Annotated in this window: 21 protein-coding genes and 2 pseudogenes; 13 read left to right on the plus strand and 10 right to left on the minus strand. The window is 73.4% G+C overall.

The window, feature by feature from the left end; translation table 11 throughout:
• Positions 1-97: 97 nt before the first annotated feature.
• Positions 98-583: a VOC family protein gene (locus tag OG299_RS34395; protein ID WP_266631982.1), complete on the plus strand. Its 486-nt coding sequence runs from the start codon at positions 98-100 to the stop codon at positions 581-583.
• Between the two features lie 50 nt (positions 584-633).
• On the opposite strand, the gene OG299_RS34400 is transcribed toward OG299_RS34395, so the two are convergent.
• Complete coding sequence (locus OG299_RS34400; protein ID WP_327363598.1) at positions 634-1,377, minus strand: SIR2 family NAD-dependent protein deacylase; 744 nt, start codon at positions 1,375-1,377, stop codon at positions 634-636.
• Between the two features lie 149 nt (positions 1,378-1,526).
• Between OG299_RS34400 and OG299_RS34405 the strand changes: the two genes are divergently transcribed.
• Both OG299_RS34405 and OG299_RS34410 read left to right on the plus strand, forming a co-directional pair.
• The gene (locus tag OG299_RS34405; protein WP_327363599.1) at positions 1,527-1,952 is read left to right on the plus strand and encodes a hypothetical protein; all 426 of its coding nucleotides are present in this window, start codon (positions 1,527-1,529) and stop codon (positions 1,950-1,952) included.
• A 32-nt stretch (positions 1,953-1,984) separates the two neighbouring features.
• Positions 1,985-2,857: a GNAT family N-acetyltransferase gene (locus OG299_RS34410; protein WP_327363600.1), complete on the plus strand. Its 873-nt coding sequence runs from the start codon at positions 1,985-1,987 to the stop codon at positions 2,855-2,857.
• Positions 2,858-2,979: 122 nt separating this feature from the next.
• Here the strand turns inward: OG299_RS34410 and OG299_RS34415 are convergent, their stop codons facing one another.
• The 3 genes from OG299_RS34415 to OG299_RS34425 all read right to left on the minus strand — a co-directional run bounded on the left by OG299_RS34415 (position 2,980) and on the right by OG299_RS34425 (position 4,636).
• Positions 2,980-3,423: an SSI family serine proteinase inhibitor gene (locus OG299_RS34415; protein WP_266631990.1), complete on the minus strand. Its 444-nt coding sequence runs from the start codon at positions 3,421-3,423 to the stop codon at positions 2,980-2,982.
• Positions 3,424-3,673: 250 nt separating this feature from the next.
• Positions 3,674-4,135 carry a cyclic nucleotide-binding domain-containing protein gene (locus OG299_RS34420; RefSeq protein ID WP_266631992.1) on the minus strand — a complete coding sequence of 154 codons (462 nt, stop codon included), beginning with the start codon at positions 4,133-4,135 and terminating at the stop codon, positions 3,674-3,676.
• A gap of 198 nt (positions 4,136-4,333) precedes the next feature.
• On the minus strand, positions 4,334-4,636 hold the full coding sequence (locus tag OG299_RS34425) for a hypothetical protein (RefSeq protein ID WP_266631994.1): 303 nt from the start codon (positions 4,634-4,636) through the stop codon (positions 4,334-4,336).
• Between the two features lie 336 nt (positions 4,637-4,972).
• Here OG299_RS34425 and OG299_RS34430 point away from each other — a divergent pair, with 336 nt between their 5' ends.
• Positions 4,973-6,880 (plus strand): glycoside hydrolase family 5 protein, encoded by a 1,908-nt coding sequence (locus OG299_RS34430; RefSeq protein WP_327363601.1) that lies wholly within the window; start codon positions 4,973-4,975, stop codon positions 6,878-6,880.
• A gap of 62 nt (positions 6,881-6,942) precedes the next feature.
• On the opposite strand, the gene OG299_RS34435 is transcribed toward OG299_RS34430, so the two are convergent.
• Complete coding sequence (locus tag OG299_RS34435; RefSeq protein WP_266631998.1) at positions 6,943-7,620, minus strand: HAD family hydrolase; 678 nt, start codon at positions 7,618-7,620, stop codon at positions 6,943-6,945.
• A gap of 173 nt (positions 7,621-7,793) precedes the next feature.
• Between OG299_RS34435 and OG299_RS34440 the strand changes: the two genes are divergently transcribed.
• The gene (locus tag OG299_RS34440) at positions 7,794-10,526 is read left to right on the plus strand and encodes a DNRLRE domain-containing protein (RefSeq protein ID WP_327363602.1); all 2,733 of its coding nucleotides are present in this window, start codon (positions 7,794-7,796) and stop codon (positions 10,524-10,526) included.
• 84 nt (positions 10,527-10,610) lie between these two features.
• Here the strand turns inward: OG299_RS34440 and OG299_RS34445 are convergent, their stop codons facing one another.
• On the minus strand, positions 10,611-11,063 hold the full coding sequence (locus OG299_RS34445) for a DUF3224 domain-containing protein (RefSeq protein ID WP_266632002.1): 453 nt from the start codon (positions 11,061-11,063) through the stop codon (positions 10,611-10,613).
• Between the two features lie 108 nt (positions 11,064-11,171).
• On the opposite strand from OG299_RS34445, the gene OG299_RS34450 reads away from it, so the two are divergent.
• From OG299_RS34450 to OG299_RS34475, 6 genes and pseudogenes are all read left to right on the plus strand, one after another.
• The gene (locus OG299_RS34450; RefSeq protein WP_327363603.1) at positions 11,172-12,152 is read left to right on the plus strand and encodes a helix-turn-helix transcriptional regulator; all 981 of its coding nucleotides are present in this window, start codon (positions 11,172-11,174) and stop codon (positions 12,150-12,152) included.
• A 217-nt stretch (positions 12,153-12,369) separates the two neighbouring features.
• Complete coding sequence (locus OG299_RS34455) at positions 12,370-13,755, plus strand: ATP-binding protein (protein ID WP_327363604.1); 1,386 nt, start codon at positions 12,370-12,372, stop codon at positions 13,753-13,755.
• Positions 13,752-14,813, plus strand: a complete 1,062-nt coding sequence (locus tag OG299_RS34460; protein ID WP_266632006.1) for a tetratricopeptide repeat protein — start codon at positions 13,752-13,754, stop codon at positions 14,811-14,813. Before OG299_RS34455 ends, OG299_RS34460 begins: the two co-directional genes overlap by 4 nt.
• 296 nt (positions 14,814-15,109) lie before the next feature.
• A pseudogene (locus OG299_RS34465) lies at positions 15,110-15,166 on the plus strand (hypothetical protein); the annotation flags it as partial.
• A gap of 108 nt (positions 15,167-15,274) precedes the next feature.
• A complete protein-coding gene (locus tag OG299_RS34470; RefSeq protein ID WP_327363605.1) occupies positions 15,275-15,871 on the plus strand; it encodes a hypothetical protein in 597 nt (198 codons plus the stop codon).
• A 131-nt stretch (positions 15,872-16,002) separates the two neighbouring features.
• On the plus strand, positions 16,003-16,629 hold the full coding sequence (locus tag OG299_RS34475; protein ID WP_327363606.1) for an HIT family protein: 627 nt from the start codon (positions 16,003-16,005) through the stop codon (positions 16,627-16,629).
• 265 nt (positions 16,630-16,894) lie between these two features.
• Here the strand turns inward: OG299_RS34475 and OG299_RS34480 are convergent, their stop codons facing one another.
• Positions 16,895-17,767: a GNAT family N-acetyltransferase gene (locus OG299_RS34480; protein WP_405704389.1), complete on the minus strand. Its 873-nt coding sequence runs from the start codon at positions 17,765-17,767 to the stop codon at positions 16,895-16,897.
• A 70-nt stretch (positions 17,768-17,837) separates the two neighbouring features.
• Entirely contained in the window at positions 17,838-18,305 is a 468-nt protein-coding gene (locus OG299_RS34485; RefSeq protein WP_442817554.1) for a hypothetical protein, read from the minus strand.
• Between the two features lie 92 nt (positions 18,306-18,397).
• On the opposite strand from OG299_RS34485, the gene OG299_RS34490 reads away from it, so the two are divergent.
• Entirely contained in the window at positions 18,398-18,742 is a 345-nt protein-coding gene (locus tag OG299_RS34490) for a hypothetical protein (RefSeq protein ID WP_327363607.1), read from the plus strand.
• Positions 18,743-18,907: 165 nt separating this feature from the next.
• Positions 18,908-19,054, plus strand: a pseudogene (locus OG299_RS34495) (winged helix-turn-helix transcriptional regulator); the annotation flags it as partial.
• 23 nt (positions 19,055-19,077) lie between these two features.
• Here OG299_RS34495 and OG299_RS34500 read toward each other — a convergent pair.
• Complete coding sequence (locus tag OG299_RS34500) at positions 19,078-19,923, minus strand: MerR family transcriptional regulator (RefSeq protein WP_327363608.1); 846 nt, start codon at positions 19,921-19,923, stop codon at positions 19,078-19,080.
• A gap of 62 nt (positions 19,924-19,985) precedes the next feature.
• Positions 19,986-20,447 (minus strand): hypothetical protein, encoded by a 462-nt coding sequence (locus OG299_RS34505; RefSeq protein ID WP_327363609.1) that lies wholly within the window; start codon positions 20,445-20,447, stop codon positions 19,986-19,988.
• Between the last annotated feature and the right edge of the window lie 163 nt (positions 20,448-20,610).

The raw sequence follows: 20,610 nt of genomic DNA on the forward strand, positions 1-20,610 counted from the left end.
GGGCCCACCGATGAATTTCGGGCCCGGGGCCGGTCTGTATGGGAGCGAGACGGTGCCCACCGCACGGACTCGACCACGCACCCGCCTGGAGGCAGTCATGAGCAGCAGCAACGGATTCACCACGTGCCTGTGGTTCGACGGCAATGCGGAGGCCGCCGCCGACTACTACGTGTCCGTCTTCAAGGACGGGAAGATCGGGCGGACCGGCTACTACAACGAGGCGGGGCCGGGCACGGCCGGTGACGTGATGGTCGTCGAGTTCGAGATCAACGGCCAGAAGTTCGTCGGCCTCAACGGCGGTCCGCAGTTCCCCTTCACCGAGGCGATCTCGTTCCAGATCCACTGCGGCGACGAGGCGGAGTCGGACTACTACTACGACGAGCTGACGAAGGACGGCGGCCAGGAGTCCGCGTGCGGCTGGGTCAAGGACAAGTTCGGGGTGTCCTGGCAGGTCGTCCCGGCCGGCGCCATCGACCTGGTCACCGACCCGGACCCGGGGCGGGCCGCCCGTGCCACCGCGGCCATGATGAAGATGAAGAAGCTGGACGTGGCGGAAATGCGCCGGGCGGCCGACGCGGTGTAACAGGGCTCCGGCCGGCCCGAAGAAGAGCTCCGGCGTACCCGGGCCGAGGCCTAGGCTGTCGCCCGGCCGAGGTTGCCGATCCGGGCCAGCAGGGCCGGGAGGGCCGTTCCGATCGGCTCGCGGATCACCTCGTCGGCGAGCGGGTCGTACGGGGTCTCCTCGGCGTTCACGATGATCAGGCGGGCCCCCGCCTCGGCGGCCATCCCGGCCAGCGAGGCGGCGGGCTGTACCTGGAGCGTGGTCCCGACGGCGATGAACACGTGTGCGCCCTTGGCCACGGCCACGGCCTGCCGCAGCACCTCGGGGTCGAGCCGCTCGCCGAACATCACGGTCGCCGACTTGAGGATCCCGCCGCAGGCCAGACAGGCCGGATCCGGCTCCCCCGCGGCGACCCGGGCCAGCGCCTCGTCCATTCCCGACCGGGCGTGGCAGGCCGTGCAGACCACCGCCCGCGCGGTCCCGTGCAGCTCGAACACCTTGCGCGGCGGCATCCCGGCGAGCTGGTGCAGCCCGTCCACGTTCTGCGTGATCACCCGAACCGGGGTGCCGCCTCGCTCCAGCGCGGCCACGGCCAGATGCGCGGCATTCGGCCGCGCCCCGAGGGCGCCGACCTCGGCGCGCATCTGCCAGGAGCGGCGCCGGATCTCCGGATCCGCCATGTAGTACTCGTACGTCACGAGCTTTTCGGCCTCGGGATCACGGCGCCACAACCCCTGCGGCCCCCGGTAGTCCGGAATCCCGGAGTCGGTGGACATCCCGGCCCCACTGAGCACTGCGACAAGCGGCTTCCCCATGCCCCGACCCTACGTACGACCGGTACGGGCCCGCGACTGGATTGTCTTCGTCCGAGAGGGTCGTTTCTGCGGTGAATCCCGCCCCCCACAGGAGTGAGTTCCGCGGTCCACCCCTGCCCGCGAAGACCCGCGGCGGTTACACATCCCGCATGAAGATCATGCCGTACAGCCTCGGTGCCCTGCTGCTGCCCTTGCTCGCGCTGCCGGCCCCGACCACCGCCGTCGCCGACCCCGCCCCGGTCGAAGTCCGCCACCGGCACAACGCCGCCGAGATCAGTGCCTTCCTCGCCTCCTTCTACGGCCACCACGGCCCCTCCCCGCACGACCGCGACCAGCGCGTCTCGCAGCAGCTCAAGGACAAGCAGGCACACATCCCGGACTCCGACGTCCTGCTCTGCTCCCGGAACGAGCCCTGGGACATCGCCGTCGGCCCGGTCACCGTCGCCCAGTCGGCCGGCGTCGGCTGGGCCACCGTCACCACCCACTGGAGCGCGGACAGCACCGACACGTTCACGGCGTACGTGCGGCTCGACTCCCGGCCGATCAAGCTCGACGATGTGATCTGCGCGGGCTGACCGCCCGTACCCCGTCTGGTACAACACCGGACATGACGGGATTCGAGATCACCGGCGCGAGCGCCGCCGACATGGAAATGATCCGTACCTGGGCCGACGAGGAAGGGTGGAACCCGGGCGACTCCGACCGGTTCGCTTTCGCGGTCGCCGATCCGGCCGGTTTCCTCGTCGGCCGGATCGACGGTGAACCCGTGGCCTGCATCTCGGCCGTGCGCTACGGGTCCGCCTTCGGGTTCATCGGCTTCTACATCGCCCGCCCCGCCTTCCGCGGGCAGGGTTACGGGATCCGGCTGTGGCACGCCGGGATGGAGCGGCTCGACGGGCGGCTCGTCGGCCTGGACGGAGTCGTCGACCAGCAGGACAACTACCGCAAGTCCGGGTTCCGTTCGGCCTGGAACAATGTCCGGTACGAGGGCGTCCCACGCATGAACGGCGCAGGCGCAGGCGCAGGCGCAGGCGCGGACGGGGCCGGGGCCGAGGTGGTCGACGCCGCCTCGCTCCCCTTCGGGCAGCTGGCCGCCTACGACCGCCGGTTCTTCCCCGCGTCGCGCGACGCCTTCCTGGCCGCCTGGACCGGCCTGCCCGGCCGCACCGCCCTCGCCGCCGTCCGCGACGGGCGGATCGAGGGCCTCGGTGTGATCCGCCCGTGCAGCGGGGCCTCCCGGATCGGCCCGCTGTACGCCTCCACCCCGGGTATCGCGGCCGCCCTGCTGCACCGGCTCGCGGAGCACAGCCCCGACGGGGCGGTCGCCGTGGACGTGCCCGACGCCCATCCGGCGGCCACCGCCCTGCTGGCCGGACTGGGGCTGGCCCCTTCCTTCGAGGCCGCCCGGATGTACACCGGCCCTGCCCCGGAGGTCGAGCTGGCCGGGATGTACGGGGTGACGAGCCTCGAACTGGGCTGAGGGGCGCGCGGTCTGACGGGTCGGCGGACCGGCGGGGTGCTGGGCCGGCGGGGTGCCGGGCATGAGGCGGGATGCCGGACGGCGGTCGCACGACGCCGCCCGGCCGGTCGCGTCGTGCCGGGTCAGAAGCCGAACAGGGCGCCGCTGGTGTGCCGCAGGCCGCAGGGGTTGCCGAAGGTGTACGAGTAGTTCAGCCGGCGGCCCTGCCACACCCCGACGGCGGTGACCGTCATCGGGTTCCACTCCCTGGTGCAGTCGACGCCGGCGCCCGGCGCCGCGACCGCGTCCAACTCGTGCGAGTTCGCCCGCAGGTCGGCACACGCGGCGGCCGGGGACGGGTGCGTCCCGCCCGGGGCCGGCGCACAGACGAGCGTCACCGCACGCAGCACCGTGCCGTGCGTCGTGTCCTCCCCGGCCGTGATGCTCAGGACGAGGGCGGACGGCGCGTACAGGCTCTCCGCACCGGACGGTGCGGCGTCGGCAGCTCCGGGCCAGGCCAGGGCCGTGAGAGCGGTGAGCGCCATGGCGGCGGAACCGAGGCCGAGACCCTTTGCGATGGACCGCATTTCGAACTCCCTTGAGTGGTTGCTTCGGATAGCGGACAGGAGTCTTGCCGACACGGACCGTGAACGCCCGTCCGTATGGCCATTTCTCGTCACGGATCGTAAGCGAATGTATGCAGACCGCAGCCGTGTGAGGGGTGTTGACCTGTGGGGGAGCAGGCCGCCGAATCGGCCGAACACACGCGCTGAAACATTCCGGGGGCGGGTCCGGACCGGCCCCCGGGGGCGGTTTCGGCGTCCTGGGGAGCGTCCGCTAGCGGCTCGTCGAGATGCGCGGGGCGTAGAGGTCGATGAGCCGGGTGCGGGTCTGCTGGAGCCGGAGCGCGAGCACGCGTCCGACCCAGTGGCCGACGGCGGAGCCGAAGGCGGGGTCGGCGTCCATCAGCATCCGTACGGCCGTCGCGTCGAACTCGTACGAGCGCACCGGGGTCATCGCCTCCGCGCTCAGCTGCCACACGTAGGGCGGGAAGAGCCAGGACCAGCCCACCAGTTCACCGGGGCCGAGGTTCTCGACGGGGGCGGGCCGGCGGCCGGGCAGGGGGACCTGGAGCGTCACCGTGCCGGAGCGCACGATCCAGAAGGCCTCGGTGCGGCCGCCCTCCTCGAAGATCGTCGCGCCTTCGGGGAAGTTGACCTCACGGGCCTGTGACATCAGCCGTCCGCGATGTTCGGCGGAGAGGACGGCGGCGATTCGGATGGGGGAAGGTGTGCTCACGACGGCCTCCGATCAGGGCCCCCCACTACCCCCAGTGTCGCCGACGCCCGTACGAATGCGGGCGCGGCGCATCACCCGGTTGTCCGAGTACCCCCGAGGCCGCCCTGCACACGCCCGACGCGGGCATCGCCGACGACTCCCGGAAGTCCTCCGGGGTCACGGCGAGCGGCCCGTCGGGGCGCTCCTCCCCGTGCAGGGTCACTCCTCGGCGCTCGCCTCCAGGCAGGCCAGCTCCATCGCGTCGAGGACCGCCTCGTGGCTGCGCCGGCTCAGCTCGGCGACGTTCTCGATCTGCGCCGTGGCCCAGGCCGCCAGGGTCATGACCAGGACGCGCAGCCCGTCGGTGCCGTGCTCGGCCAGGATCGCGTCGGCGACGATCATCGCGTCCTCGGGAACCTGCTCCGGTGGCTCCAGCCCGGCGAGGCCGCGCAGCATCGTGAGGGTGCGGCGGGAGATCTCCGGCGTCATCCTCGCCAGCCGCAGGTCCTCTTCTTCGTCCATCTGCCCCACCCTCCCGTGCGTTCCCGTCCCCGTGAGGGGCACGGTAGGCGCTGAGGACCCCGCGCGGGGCTGTTTCGCCAGGGTGACCGCACGTACGGGGCCGGCCCGCATCACCGCCCGCCCCGGCCGGCGACGGGCGTGGGCGTCGGCGGGGCGTCGGCGGGGCGTCGGCAGGTCGACGGCGGGGCGGCGGGCCGTCGGCGGGGGGTCGGCCGGAAAGTCGGCGCTCCTTTGGGTTCCCTGGACGGCGACCGGCCGGTAACTTGGCCGCGGCATCCGTCCGTTGCCCGACCGGCCCCGACCGGTCCCGGACGGCCCGACCCCGGCAGGAGTGACATGAAGAGCCTCGTCCGCGCGCTGTTCGGCGCCCTCCTGCTGCTGGTGGGAGTCCTGCCGGCGGTGGCCGCTCCGGTGCCCGCCCTGGCCGCGCCGGCCGCGTCCGCGGGGGAGGCGTGGGCCCCGCCGCTGTCCACCCGCGGCCGCTACATCGTCGACGCGAACGGCAACCGGTTCCGCCTCCGCTCCGGCAACTGGGACGGAGCCCAGGGCTCCTGGGGCGGCTCCGGCGACCGGAACGACCCCGCCACCCACCACAGCGGCCAGGACTCCCACGGCATCCCGATCGGGCTCGACCGGGTGGCGCTGCCCACCCTGCTGGCCGACTTCCGGGCCCTCGGCCTCAACAGCATCCGGCTGCCCTTCTCCAACGAGATGCTGCGCACCACCGCCCCCGTCCCGGACGCGGCCGTCGCCGCCAACCCGGCGCTGCGCGGCCGTACCCCGCTCGAGGTCTACGACGCCGTCGTCGCCGCGCTCACGGACGCCGGCTTCGCCGTCATCCTCAACAACCACACCGTCACCACCCGCTGGTGCTGCGGACTCGACGGCAACGAGCGCTGGAACAGCGGCCGGTCCACCGCCCAGTGGGCCGACGACTGGGTGTTCCTGGCCCGCCGCTACCGCGACAACCCGCGCGTGGTCGGCGCCGACCTCTACAACGAGGTCCGCCGCGACGTGCTCGACGACCCCAACTGGGGGCTGGGCGACAACCACGACTGGCAGGCCGCCGCCCAGGAGGCCGGCGACCGGATCCTCGCCGAGGCCAACCCGAACCTGCTGATCGTGGTCGAGGGCATCAACTGGACCGGCATCCCCCTGGACGGCCTCCCGCACGGCCGCCCCACCCTCACCCCCGTCCGCACCCTGTCCCACACCCTCGTCGTCTCCAACAAGCTGGTGTACTCGGCCCACTTCTACGGGTACACCGGCCCCCGGCACAGCGGCGCGACCGGCATGGGCGAGACCCACGACCTCCGCTACCAGGACATGAGCCGGGCCCAGCTCGAACAGACCCTCTACGACCAGGCCTTCTACGTCTCCGCCGAGACCGGCACCCACTTCACCGCCCCCGTCTGGGTCAGTGAGTTCGGCATCGGCGCCGACGAGACGGGCGCCCTCCCGCGCGCCTGGTTCCAGAACCTGACCGGCTATCTGACCGCCGTCGACGCCGACTTCGCGTACTGGCCGCTCGTCGGCTGGAGCACCACCGCCCAGGGCGCCCCGGGCGGCGACTCCTGGGCGATGCTCCGCTACGACGCCTCCGGCCGCCGCTCCGGCGTACTGGACGCGGGCGACTGGCGTACGCAGCCGTGGACCGCGCTCGCCACCCCCGGGCGCACCGGCCAGATCCCCGTCACCCCCTCCTGGTACCAGCTGACCACCGACCACCGCGACCACAACGCCTCGCTGCGCACGCGGGCCACCGGTGACTGGGACAGCGGGGCCCGCAAGGCGGTCTGCCCCGACGGCTCCCGGCTGGCCGGACTCGGGCACACGGACGGGCGCGGCCTGTGCAGCACCTCCGACCTGCGGGCCGCGACGGGCGGGCACACCGTGGTCCGCGACGAGGCGTACGTCCCGGCGGGCGGCGACTGGGCCTCCGGCTACACGAAGTTCCAGTGCCCGGCGAACCAGTTCCTGATCGGGTACGGCCTGCGGGGCGAGCGCGTCTCGGCCGCCCTGTGCGCGCCGTCCCGGACGGCCCTCCCCGCGGGCGGGCGCACGCTCTGGTTCGACCGCGGCGACAACCGCCCGCCGGGCGGCCCCGGGGGCGAGTACGCGTACGGCGACTACAAGGGCCAGTGCCTGCCCACCGAGTACGCGGCGGGCATCGCCTTCACCACCCGCGCGGCCTCCCGCCCGGGCCCGGCGGCGCTCCTGTGCCGCCCGCTGCCGTCCGCCTGACCCGTCCGTCCACGAGGGCGGCGCCTTCCACGAGACGGGCGACGTCGGCGGCGTCGGCGATGTCAGCGACCGCCGTCGGCAACGGCGTCGGCGAGCAGGCCCGGGAGGTCGCGCATGTCGGTGAAGACGACCGTGCCCGGGCCGACGAGGTGGGACGCCGGCGTCAGGCCGCCCGCGTAGCCGAAGGAGCGCATGCCGGCCGCGCGGGCGGCCTCGACGCCCGGGCGGCTGTCCTCGACCACCGCGCAGGCCGAGGGGTCGACGCCCATGCGCCGGGCGGCGTACAGGAAGACGTCGGGGGCGGGCTTGCCGCGGGCGACCTCGGTGGCGCTGTGGATGCGGCCCGCGAAGCGCTCGTAGAGGCCGGTGCGGCCGAGGGTGTGCTGCATCTTCTCGTGGCTGCCGCTGGAGGCGACGCAGGTCGGCAGGGTGATCGCGGCGAGCGCCTCGGGCAGGCCGTCCACCGGGGTGAGCCCGGCGTCCACCGCTTCCGTGTGCATCTGCGCGAAGCGCTCCTCCCACTTCCGGGCGGCCTCCGAGCCGAGGCGGTCGGCGACCAGCTCCCGGTTCGAGGCGCTGGAGCGGCCGATGAACAGGCTGATCGCCTCGTCCTCGGTGAGCGGCCAACCGAACTCCGCGCCGAGGGCGACGTTCACGCGGGTCGCGATCCGCTCGGTGTCGACGAGGACCCCGTCGCAGTCGAATATGACGAGTTCGAACGGCTCAGTCGAAGTGATCATGAGGGAAGGATAGGCGGGCCGGGAAGGCCCGGATCCGGCAATTCGGCATCCGATGCGTCAAGTGTGCTGAACGCGTGCCCAAAGAGGCCTAAGGTGCGCCCGTACGCACGGTTGCGAACGGCTGTACGGCTGTTTTCGGCCAGCACTGCACAGTGAACCGAACTGGGGGGCTCATGCGTAGATCCAGAGGGCTGGCGGCCGCTCTCGCCCTGTCCCTGGCCGGCACCGGCGCAGGGATCGGCCTCGGCCTCGTCCCGCAGGCGGCGGCCATCACCCCGCCCGTGGCCTTCACCGCCGATGCGCTGTCCACCTGGCAGCCCAACGGCGTCGTCTGGGCCCTCGCCGAGGCGGGCGGCACGGTGTTCGTCGGCGGCACGTTCTCCGCCGTACGCCCGCCCGACGGCGCCGACGGCAGCGAGCAGCCAGCGGTGAACTTCGCCGCACTCGACGCCGCGACCGGCGCCCCGACCTCCTGCAACCTCTCCTTCACGGTCGGCGGCGGCACCGCCACCGTCCGCGCCCTCACCCTCTCGCCGGACAAGAAGACCCTGTACGCGGGCGGCTACTTCGGCGCCGTCAACGGCACCCCGGCCTCCAGCCTCGCCGCCATCGACGTGGCGACCTGTACCGTCAAGGGCTCCTTCCGGCCGGCCTTCGCCGCAACCGTCCGCGCCCTGGCCGTCACGAACGACACCGTCTACGCGGGCGGCGACTTCCTCACCGTCGCCGGCCAGCAGCGCGAGCGCTTCGCCGCCGTCGACGCGGCCGACGGCGCGCTGCGGCCCTTCACGGCCGACGCCGACGAGCCGGGCCGCGCCGTCGAGGTCACCCCCGACGGCAACCACGTCGTCCTCGGCGGCGACTTCTTCACCGTCAACGGTACGAACACGCACGCGCTGGCCGTCGTCGACGCCACCAGCGGCGCGCTCACCAAGACCTACCCCGGCTTCATCGAGACCAACTCCGTCGTCAACGACATCGCGACCGACGCGACCGGCTTCTACACCGCCAACGAAGGCACCGGCGGCGGCGTCTTCGACGGCCGGATCGCGCTCAACCTGAGCGACTGGGGCCAGCGCTGGCGCGACACCTGCCTCGGCGCCACGCAGGCCGTGCTCCCGTACCAGAACGTGCTCTACAGCGCCTCGCACGCCCACGACTGCTCCAGCGTGGGCGAATATCCGGACGGGCAGCGCCACCACCTCCTCGCACAGCCGACCACCAGCGTCGGCAAGCTGGGCTGGGCCCCCGACACCAACGACGGCATCGGCGAGGGCATCGGACCGCGCGTGATGGCGGTCGGCTCCCAGGGCGGCGTCCAGTACCTGTGGGTCGGCGGCGAGTTCACGACCGTCAACGGTTCCGGGCAGCAGAGCCTGACCCGGTTCGCGTCCACCGGCGACACGGGCGCGCCCACGGTCCCCGTCGCGACCGCGGCGAGCTTCAAACCCGGTGAGGTACAGGTGCGCTGGCGCACCAGCCTCGACCTGGACGACAGCGCGCTGACGTACCGGATCTACCGCAACGGCTCGGGCACGCCGATCGCGACGGTCACGGCGGACTCGCTCTTCTTCAAGCGCCCGCAGGCCTCCTGGACCGACACCACCGTCGCCGCGGGCCAGTCGTACACGTACCGGGTGACGGCAACCGACGCGGCCGGAAACACCAGCGCCCTGTCGGCGACCGCGAGCGTGACCGTCCCGACCTCGGTCGACGCCTACCCGAACCAGGTCCGTACGGACGGCGCCCAGCTGTTCTGGCGCTACGACGAGTCGGCCCTGCCGAACGTCGCCGACTCCTCGGGCAGCGGCAACCAGAACGGCGTCCACCTCAACGCTCCCGCCCTGCGCCAGACACCCGGCGCGGTCTCGGGCGCGAGCACGGCGATCGGCTTCAACGGAACGGACACCCGGGTCTACGGGGACCTGCGCCAGAACATCGGCAGCAGCTACACCATCGAGACCTGGTTCAAGACGAACACCACCCGGGGCGGCAAGCTCTTCGGCTTCGGCAACAACCAGGTGCGCGGCAGCAACCAGTACGACAAGCACCTCTACATGACCAATGACGGGCGCATCGTCTTCGGCGTCTACACCGGCGCCACCCGCACCGTCACCACCGGCGCCGCCTACAACGACGACAAGTGGCACCACGCCGTCGCCACCCAGGGACCGGGCGGCATGGTCCTCTACGTGGACGGCGCCCAGAAGGGCACCCTCGCCGTCACCACGCACGAGAACTACGCCGGCTACTGGCACGCCGGCGGCGACAGCCTCGGCGGCTGGCCGGACCGCCCGACCAGCGAGTTCTGGGCGGGCCGGCTCGACGAGACCGCCGTCTACCCGAGCGTCCTGAGCGCGGCCCAGGTGCAGAACCACTACGCCCTGGCCACCGCCCCGGCCGACTCGGTCGTCCAGGTGCAGGCCACCGAGGACACGTACGCCAACGCGGGCGCCCCGGACACGAATTACGGGACCTCGTCCTCCCTCGCCGTACGGGGCACCTCGCTGTACGCGAGCTACCTGCGCTTCACCCTGCCCGCCGCGCCCGCGGGCACCGTGCTCAAGTCGGCCGCCCTCAGCGTGAAGACCAGCACGATGAGCGGAGCCGGTACGGCGGACACGGTCTCGGTGGTCCCGGTCACCGGCAGCTGGACCGAGGCCGGCGCCACCTACAACAACCGCCCCGCCACCGGCACTCCGGCCCTCGGCAGTTTCGCCGGGATCCCGGACGGCACGGCGGTGCACACCACCGGCCTGGCCACGGCCGCCCTCGCGGGCGCACTCGGCACGAGCTACAGCCTGGCCCTGACCAGCCCCGGTACGGACGCCCTGTGGCTGTGGTCCTCCGAGGCGACGGCGAACGAAGGCACGCCGCAGCTGACGCTGACCTTCGGCGCGCCCTAGGGGTGAGTGCTGGTGACTCCACCGGAGGGGCGCGGACCGTAACGGGCCGCGCCCCTCCGTCGTGCGGGCGCTGCCCCGCCCTGCCTAGGCCACCGTGTAGGTGAACTCGTACGGGACGGACGTGTCGCCGTGGCGGTACGTGAACGAGCCGGAGCCCGCCAGCCCGGCCAGCTCGCCCGTCGCGGAGCCCGGGACCACCTCGAAGGTGCACCGGGTGCCGGCGGCGTCGAACGTGCCGCGCTGCTCCATGACGAACGTGCCCCTGCGGCCGTCGACGGTGCCCGACAGGAGCTCCATGCCGGTGTAGGAGCCGGAGCCCTCCCCGGTGTACGTGAACGTGTAGCCGGCGTTGGTCGCCCCGGCCTCGATCCCGCCCGCGAAGGAGTTGACGACCGTGGAGCGGGCGAGGCGCGGGGTGGATTCGGCCGGACCGATCGGCTGCTCCTGCCAGTCGGCGAAGGTGAAACTGCCGGTGGTACGAGCGGCAGTAGGAGTGGTGGCACGGGCGGTGGCACCGATGGTGGTACGGGCGGACATGGCGGACCTCCTGGTTCACGGCCGGGCGGGCTCGGTCCCTCCGGCGCGAGTACAGCCTGTCCGGGATACCTGACATCCTCTGTCAGGTATCCCGGACACAATGGCCCCATGCGCGCCGACCGGCTCCTCTCCCTGCTCCTCCTGCTGCAGAACCGCGGCCGGATGACCGCACCCGAACTGGCCGCCGAGCTCGAGGTGTCGGTCCGCACCGTCCACCGGGACATCGAAGCCCTCGGTGCCTCCGGCGTCCCGGTCCAGGCCGACCGAGGGCCCGCCGGCGGCTACCGGCTCATGGACGGCTACCGCACCCGGCTCACCGGCCTCACCGACGCCCAGGCCGGCTCGCTCTTCCTCGCCGGTGCGCCCGGCCCCGCGCAGGAGCTGGGCCTCGGCGCAGATCTGGCCGCCGCCCAGCTCAAGCTCCAGGCCGCGCTGCCCGCCGCACTCGCCGACCGGGCCCGCCGGCTCCAGGACCGCTTCCACCTGGACGCCCCGGCCTGGTTCCGCGACGCCGACCCCGTCCCGCACCTCGCGCAGATCGCGCAGGCCGTCTGGGACCAGCGCGTACTGCTCACCCACTACCGCCGCTGGAGCGGCGAGGAGCGGGCCGGGCGCCCGCTGCACCCCCTCGGCCTCGTCCTCAAGGGCGGCATCTGGTACCTGGTGGCGCGGGCCGCCGACGGGCGCGCGCGCAGCTACCGGGTCTCGCGGTTCCTCGCCGTGGACACCGCGGAGGAGGGTTTCGAGCGTCCGGCCGGCTTCGAACTCGCCGCGTACTGGGCGGAGTCCGCCCGCCGGATGGAGGAGGCGACCCGACAGGGGACCGCCCGGCTGCTGTTGTCCCCGCGCGGCCGCCGGCTGCTGCCGATGCAGTTCGGCGCCGCAGGCGTACGGGCGCTGGCCGGCGCCGGGCCGGCCGACCCCGCGGACCCGGACGGCTGGATCCGCGTCGACCTCGACGTCGAATCCCAGGCCGTAGCCGTCGGGGACCTGCTCCGACTGGGCACCGAGGCCGAGGTCCTCGGCCCGCCCGAGCTCCGGCAGGCCCTCGCGGACACGGTCGCCGCGCTGGCCGAACGGTACGGCTGACACCGCCGGTGCCCCGGAGATCCGTCGGACTGACCATGGCGCTGACCACGGTCGCCCGTACCCCGTGCCCCGTACCCCGCACGCCGCGGGGCACCGAGGTATTCCGCGTACTGGTGGTGGCCGGCCGGGCGCCGGCGGACCGACGCGCTCCCCGCGCCCGTCGATCTTGACCGCACCCGGTGCACGAGAGCCGCGGGCCGCTTTCTAGGCTGACCCCATGTCCGACGAGTCACCTCTTGTCCGCAGCCTGCGGGCCGCTGTCGCCGCCGCTCCCGAAGACGTGCCCCTGCGGCTGCACTTCACCGAACTGCTCCTCGCGGAGGGGAGGCACAACGAGGCCGTCGCGCAAGCCGCGGTCGCGCTGCAGCACGCGCCGGGCGACGAAGCCGTACGGGACCTGATGGTCCGCGCCATGCAACTGCCCACGGTCGGCACGCCCCCGACCCCGCCCGCGCCCACCGCAACGCCGACCCCGCCCGCGCCCACCGCAACGCCGGCTCCGCCCGCGTCCACCACGACCCCGCCTCAGGCCGCCGCGGCCGCCGCCCCCTCACCCGCCACGGACGGCACCCAACCCCCCGCCTTCGACTGGGCCGCCGCCGAGCAGGAAGTCGCCGGCGTCGTCGGCCCCCGCTTCGCCGCCGACCCCACCGACGCGGGCGACGCCACCGAGGCTCCCCTGACCGCGGACGGCAGCGGCGACCCGGCCGACGCGTCCGCCTGGGACATCGACGCCCCCGGCGACGTACGCCTCGCCGACGTCGGCGGCATGCAGCAGGTCAAGGACCGGCTCGATGCCGCCTTCCTCGCCCCGATGCGCAACCCCGAACTCCGCAAGCTGTACGGCAAGTCGCTCCGCGGCGGCCTGCTCCTCTACGGCCCGCCCGGCTGCGGCAAGACGTTCATCGCGCGGGCCGTCGCCGGCGAACTCGGTGCCGGGTTCATGTCGGTCTCGCTCTCCGACATCCTCGACATGTACGTCGGTACCTCGGAGAAGAACGTCCACGACATCTTCGAGGCCGCCCGCCGCCAGGCGCCCTGCGTGGTCTTCCTCGACGAGCTGGACGCGCTCGGCGCCAAGCGCTCGCGTACGCAGCACGGCGGTCTGCGCAATGTCGTCAACCAGCTCCTCACCGAGCTCGACGGCATCAACGCCGCACAGAACGAAGGCGTCTTCGTGCTCGCCGCGACCAACGTCCCCTGGGACGTGGACCTCGCCCTGCGCCGCCCCGGCCGCCTGGACCGCACCCTGCTCGTGCTGCCGCCCGACGCCCCGGCCCGGGAGGCGATCCTCCGCTACCACCTGCGCGAGCGTCCCATCGAGTCCGTCGATCTCGGCAAGATCGTCAAGGTCACCGAGGACTTCTCGGGCGCCGATCTCGCCCATGTCTGCGAGAGCGCGGCCGAGTACGCGCTCCTGGACTCCACCCGTTCCGGCGCCGTCCGCATGATCGGCACCAAGGACCTCCTGAACGCGGCCAAGCAGATCAAGCCGTCCAGCGAATCCTGGTTCGCCTCCGCCCGCAACGTCGCCATGTTCGCCAACGACGGCGGTGTGTACGACGACCTGGTCGCCTACCTGAAGAAGAAGCGCAAGCTGTGAGTGGAACAACCCTGCACCCACGGGTCGAACAGGCCCTCGAGCTCTACGGCATGAAGCGGCGCGAGGAGGCGCTCGCCCTCCTCGACCGGCGTCTCGCCGAGGCACCCGACGACCACGAGGCGTGGACCGCGCGCGCCCGCTGTCTCACCGCTCTCGGCCGCAACGAGGAGGGGCTCGACGCCGCCGACCAGGCGCTGAAGCTCGAACCCGAGCTCGCCGACGGACACTTCATGCGCGGATTCGCCCTGCGCAGGATGAGCCGGCTGCCCGAGGCCGAGCAGTCGCAGCGCGAGGCCATCCGCCTCGCGCCGCAAAGCTGGGGCCCGCGGGCCCAGCGCGCCGAGATGCTGATCTTCGTGGGGACGAAGGAGGAGGCGCTCCAGGAGGCCCAGGAGGCCGTTCGGCTCGGCCCCGACGTCGTCGACACGTGGCACACCATGTACAAGGTCGCCGCGTTCAACAGCCGCTCCGACCTGGTGCAGGAGTCCGTGCGGCAGCTCCTGCGCATCGACCCGACCGACCAGCTCGCCGTCACCGTGGTCACCGATCGCGAGGCCCGCGAGCCCGGCACGTCCGCCGCGCGGGCCGCCGACCTCTACGCCGGCGCACTCGCCGTCGCCCCCGACTCCGAGTCGCTCCGCGCCGACCTCGACAGGGCTGTCTACCGGATGCTGCGGGGCACCCGATGGCTCGCCCTGCTCTGTCTGGTCATGGCCGCCGTCACCGTCGACGTCTTCCCCACCGGGGGCGAGGCGAAGGAGCTGCCCGTCCACCTCGGCACCCGGCTGTGGACGCTCACCCTGATGGCCGCGGTGTGGGGCTTCGGCGCCTGGCGCCGCTACCGGCGGCTGCGGACCGGGGCACAGCTCACCGTGTTCGCGCTCGTGCGCCGCTCATTCTGGCCCAGGGTCGCGCTCGGCCAGGCCACCTGGGCCACCCTGTGCGCGCTGCTGCTCGTGGCCCTTCCGTGGAGCGAGCGCACCGTCCCCCAGATCCTGTTCTGGCTGGCACTCGTACCGAACCTGCTCAGCATCAGCCACGACCGGGACAAGGTCTGATGAGCCGGGCCCTGCAACAGGGCGACGCCCTCTTCGACCTGGGGCGCTACGAGCAGGCCGAGGGCTCCGCCCGGCGCGCCGTCGAACTCGCCCCGTAGCACTGGGGAAGCCACTACACCCTCGGTATCGTCCTCGGCCGCGCCGGCCGCAGGAAACGCAAGCGGGCCGCCGCATACGACTCCGCCCGCACGGCCGCCGCCCTCGCCCCCGAGGAGAGCAACACGCACTTCCTCGTCGGCCTGACCGCCCACCGCACCGGCAACCACCGCGTCGCCCAGCAGTCCTACGAGACGGCGCTGCGCCTCGACCCGAACAGCAGCCAGGCCCACAACAACCTCGCGCTGCTCCATCTGCGCCGCCGCCGGCTCCGTCCCGGCTCGTGGACCCGGGCTGCCGAGGGCTTCGTCCAGTCCGCCGCCCTCGACCTGAACGACCACAAGGCCCGCTACAACCTGGAGACCATGGCCTGGGGGACGGCCATGGGCTCCCGCTGGGTGGCCCTCGCCGGAATCATCGCGGTGTCGTCCGGCTCCGCCCACCTGCGTGCGGGCGCCACCGGCACCGACGCCCTCGTCACCCACCTGGTGTGCGCGGCCGTGCTCGTCGGCAGCTGGGGAGGCTGGCTGCTGTGGCAGACCCGGCGGGTCCCGCCTCACCTGCGCCGTCCCCTCCTGCTGGTGTCGCGCGGCTGCCGGCCGGTCCTCGGGATGGCGTTCGCCATCGCGCTGCTCATCGTCCACCCGGTCTTGGCGCTGGTGCTGTGGCGCAGCGCCCTGTTCGGCGCGCTCGCGATTCCGCTGTTCTTCTTCGCGCTCGTCATGTCCGTGGCCGGCCGTACCACCCTCCTGCCGCCCGCGCCGAGCGCACCGGAGGCTGTGGCCGCGGCGCCGGTTCCGCCACCGGCTCACGAACCCGACCCGGAGCCCGAGCCGGAGGGCACGATCCCGCCGCAGGACAGGGGAGCGGACGACGCCGGACTTCCGCGGCACGACCCGAAGGCGCAACCTGGCGACGGGAGAGAGTCAACCTGCTTCGCTGGGCGCACCTTCTGTGGCTGAGGCTTCACCGGGCGAGGACGGCGGTGCGCTCCCACCCTTCCCGGCGGGCAGGACGGACCCGGCCCTACCAAGGGCCAAGTCACGTCACCCCAGCCCGCATCGGGGGTCGATGCCGAACTAATCTACGGATCATGGCCTTGAGACCTGACGAGTTCTACGACCACGCGCTTGCCGCTGCGGATGGGGAGCATCGGCTCCCACTCGCGCGCATGACAGGGTGGGATATCAGCCCGTTCGAGCCGGACGGATTGCGCGTTGCGCCGCTGCGCCCTCCGGTTCTGCCCGAGCCTCCGCGACATGGCGAGGACCCGTCGAACTGCGGGGCGTGCCGTGACCGAGGCGATGGGATCTGGTTCAACGACAGTTGGCGGCTCACCCGGATCACGGGAGTTGGTGTGCCGCTGGTGCTCATGCTGCATCCGCTTGAGCACTATGACATGGCTGACCTGCCTGATGAGCTGGCAGCCGAGCTGGGGGTCCTGTCCACCCACATTGTCCGCCACGTGCAGGCCCTGCCGCACATTTCGCGAGCTCACGTCTACCGCATCGGAGATGGAGGCGCGCACCTGCACATCTGGTTCTTCGCCCGGCCCGAGGGACAGACGCAGCTGTACGGATCATGGATGCCCGTCTGGGACGATCTGCTGCCGGAATACCCAGCAGATGTTGCAGCGGCAGATGCAGCGATCGTGGCAGACGCATTGGTCGCCTCCATCGGGGGTCGTCGGTCGGCTGCCGGCGAATCGCCGCACGACTGATTGCCAGCTGACCGGTCATGTTCGGGGACCCTGGCTGCTGTTCCGTAAAGGTGGCCGAAGCCAGCGCGAAGCCCCAGCCGAGAGGCGGGGGCTTCGACGTGGCACAACCCGCCAACGGGCAATACGCCAAAGGCCCCCGGCCTGAACACCACACCCAGGCGCCGACGGCGAGGCGCCGCCGCCGTGGCCACTCGTCAAGGACTGCGACCAGCACGGTCGCTTCGTGGCGGTTGCAAGACCCACTTTCACAACAGGCCGTAGCCTCCTAGCCGTTGGGCGGTGCCGGCGGGCGGTGCTCCCAGCGGATCTCGCCGTCCTCGCGGTGTGCGGTCGGGGCGAAGCCGCAGGCCGTGGCGACCGCCGCCGAGGCATGGTGGTACGGGTGGATGTGCGCGATCAGCCGCCCGACGGGCAGTTCCGCCAGCCAGGCGGTGACGGCCCGGGCCGCCTCGGTGGCGAACCCCCGGCCCTGCCAGGGGGTTGCGATCACCCAGGCCAGCTCGGCCGTGTCCCGCGCGGGCGTGACGGTGGCCTGCGCGGTCCCCACCAGCCGCCCGTCCCCGCGGAGCCGCAGCACCCAGTTGCACCACACGACCGCGGGGTCGGGAGACCCGGACGCCAGCCGCGCGTAGCGCGCCCGCAGCGCATCGGCCGAGAGCGGGGCACCGCCGATGAACGCGTGCAGTACGGGATCGCCCAGTACGAGGGCCATCTCCCCGGCGTGCTCGACGCGCAGGGGGACGAGGTCGAGCCGACGCGTCGTGAGCTCAGCCGCGTGGACCGTACGGGCCGCAGGCCGCCGGACCTTGGCCGCCGCGCCGGGGCGGGGTACGCCCTCCACGGCGAGGCAGATCCCGAAGACGCGGTCGTGGCCGGTCCAGCCGTTGACACGGCCCCGGTTGTTGCTGATCTGCACGCGCCGGCGCGGGGCGTCCACGGCCGAGACCAGGTGCAGGTACACCGTGCCGGCGACCCGCGCCAGGACGATGTCACCGGGCTCGACGAGCGCCGGGTCGACCGGGGCGACCCGGACCCGCCGGCGGCTGTGGATCAGCGGCACCATCGAGTCGCCGGCCGGCCGGAACTCCACGGTCTCGCCCCGGCCGATGCGGTCCGCCAACGCGTCGAGCATGCCCATCGGGCGAGTCTGCCTGCCCTGCCGGGCTTCCGGACACCGATTTTCGCGTGCGGCGGACGGGACGGGCCGCTCAGCGCGGGGGTTCCACCTCGAGGAAGCGGCGCCGGCGCGGGCCCCGGTAGAGCAGGCACCCCCAGCCCAGGGGCTCCAGAGCGGCCGCACAGGCCACAAGGCGCTCCTGCTCCGCCTCGGCCGCGCCGCCGCCCGGCGGGCCGGCCCAGGTCACCTCGACCCGTCCGTCCCCGGACTCGGAGGGGCCGGGCGCCACCCGGTACCCCGTCCGCGTACGCCGGCCCTCCGCGTCCACCGCCGACGGCGTGAGGCCCGCCGCCTCCAGTACGAGGGCCACCGCGCGCGGCATCTGCCGCAGCTCCCACGGGGCGGGAACCGCCGTCCCCGCCGGACCGTTCACCAGGCGGCGGATCTGCAGCAGGCCCTCGTACGCCGTGCGGACCTCGGCCGCCCGCGCTGCCGTGGCGGGCCGTTCCGGTCCGTCGCCGGTCGCGGGCTCGAAGCGCTGCCCGGATGCCGTCACCACCCACCACCCTCCCTCGGTCTGAGTACCTCACGCCCAACGACCTGAGTATCCGCCCCGATTCCCCGAGGCCGCGCCGCTGGTCGAATAGGGGCATGACCTTCGCCGCCGCCGCCGCCCGCACCGCGCCCCGCCCGCGCCGCATGCAGCACGTGACCACCGCCGGCTCGGCCCTGGCCGTGGCCCTGGTCCCGCTCGTCGTCGGCGTCCTGGTCGCCAAGGGCATGGCCGCCGACCCGCACACCCCCGTCAACGCCCTCATCACCGGCGGCGGTCAGCGGGCGGGCCTGCCCCGCGCCGAGTGGCGCCGGCGCGGCCACGCCACGATGCACCGGCTGCGCACCGCCCGCGCGGGCACGGCCCGGCGCTGCGCCTCCGTCCGCGCCTGCCGCCCCGCCGCCCTCCTCGGCATCACGGCCGCGCGTGCACCGCGGCGGTGATGACATCGAGGGCGGAACGCGGGGGCCTGCCCAGCAGGCCGGCGAGATCGCTCCCGGTGGCGCCCATGAGGCGGTGATCGCTTCGCGGGCCCCGGCCAGGGTCCCCGGCTCGAAGGGGACGGGGGTCCCGGCGGCCTCGGTGAGGAGCCGGGCGTCCACCCCGAGGTCCCGCCCCGCGTCGAGTACGAGTTGACCCCGATGGGCCACAGCCTCACCTTCCTGCTCAAGTCGCTCGCCGACTGGTCGGCCGAGCACCGCGAAGCCATCGCGGCGTCCCGCCGACGCTGGGACGCCGCGAACCCGGCTCCGTGACCCCCGCAGGGCCTCCGGCAGTTTTATAGCCAGGCCGTGGGCGCGAGCGGCTCCTGGAGTTCCGTGACCCACTGGTCCCGGTCCTCCGGGCAGGCGAGGGTCAGCTCACGCGCGTAACCCGCAGAGCGGTGGCCGTTGGCGTCGATCCACCGGGCGAGGGCCTGGGCGGTGGGCAGGACGCGGTCCATCGAGCCGCGGTGCACCACGGTCGCGGCCCGCTCGACCCCCGGCAGATCGACCACCCGGACCGCACCCCCGAGGTCCTCGGCGCGTACCGAGGCCCCCACCGGCAGCCCGGCGTGAACGAGGACGGCTCCGGCCTCGGCCCCCGGCGCGTCCTCGTAGTACGCGGTCCCAGGGCCGGTCGGGACCACCCCGGCGGCCTCGATCAGGCGGCAGAGCTCGTCGTACAGCGGGCCGATGACCGGCCCGATGTCCTGCGGCTGGTAGCTCCCCGCGACCCCGGTCAGTTCGACGAGCCGGACGGGCGGGAGGCTTTTGACGACGATGTCGACGGTGGACATGGATCCCTCGCTCTCGATGGTCCGGAGCCTCGCCTCGACCTGGGTCAGCCGGGCCGCCGCGGCGGCCATGGCCGACTCCAGTTCCGCCCGGCGCAGCCGCAGCATGCCGCGCAACTCCTCCGCGCCCACCCGCTCGTCGAGGATCGACCCCACCTGGTCCAGGCTGAAGCCGAGCTCCTTGAGCGCGATGACACGGTTGAGGCGGGCGAGCTGTCCGGCCTCGTAGTAGCGGTAGCCGCTGGCGGGGTCGACACGTGCGGGGCGCAGCAGTCCGATGGCGTCGTAGTGACGCAGCATACGGATCGATACCCGGCCGTGTTTGGCGAAGTCTCCGATGGTGTACATGACGCCTTCCAGTGCAGGCCCTGACACGGGGGGAGGGTCAAGTCCTGAGCGATATCTGCTGGTCAGCGGCCATACTGCCGGATGCACAGGTCCACGATGGACGGCGGTACGGTGCCCTCGGCGGCCGCGCACAGCTCGTCCGGCCGGGGCAGCGGGGCCGGCTGCCGCGGGCCGCGCGGCGGCGCGGGCTGGGGCGGGTGCGCCCGGCGCGGCGCGGCCGGCGGCTTCGCGTTGCGCGCGGCGGGCGGCCGGGCGGCGGCCGCGGCCGCGGCCGGCGGACGTTCCGCATCCGGTTCCCCGTCCGGCTGCGGGAGCCGCCCCAGCGGCAGGGGCCGGGACTCCGGGACGGGCGGCGGCAGGTCGGGACCGGCCGTCGGGGGCGACGCACCGGCCGGATCCCGCGCCTCCAGCGGCGCCGAGGTGCCGGGCGCCGGGGCCGGATCCGTGTCCGCGCCGACGGAGACGCAGCCGCTGCTCGCGAGAAGTGCGACGAGGGACAGGGGCAGGGCCCGGCGTAACTGCATCCGACCACCATGCCGTACCGCACGGCCGGCCGGTCCCCGCGCTCACGCGTCCGGGTGACAGGGCCCGCAAGCCGCCCGCGGAGCCCGCTGCGGGTGCGATCGGGGAGTCGGCCCGGCGCCACCAGGGGCGCCCGGCGCCGGTCCCGGGCCGGCCCCGGCTGCG

Origin of the sequence: Streptomyces sp. NBC_01296, from assembly GCF_035984415.1 — a bacterium.
Classification (GTDB): Bacteria; Actinomycetota; Actinomycetes; order Streptomycetales; family Streptomycetaceae; genus Streptomyces.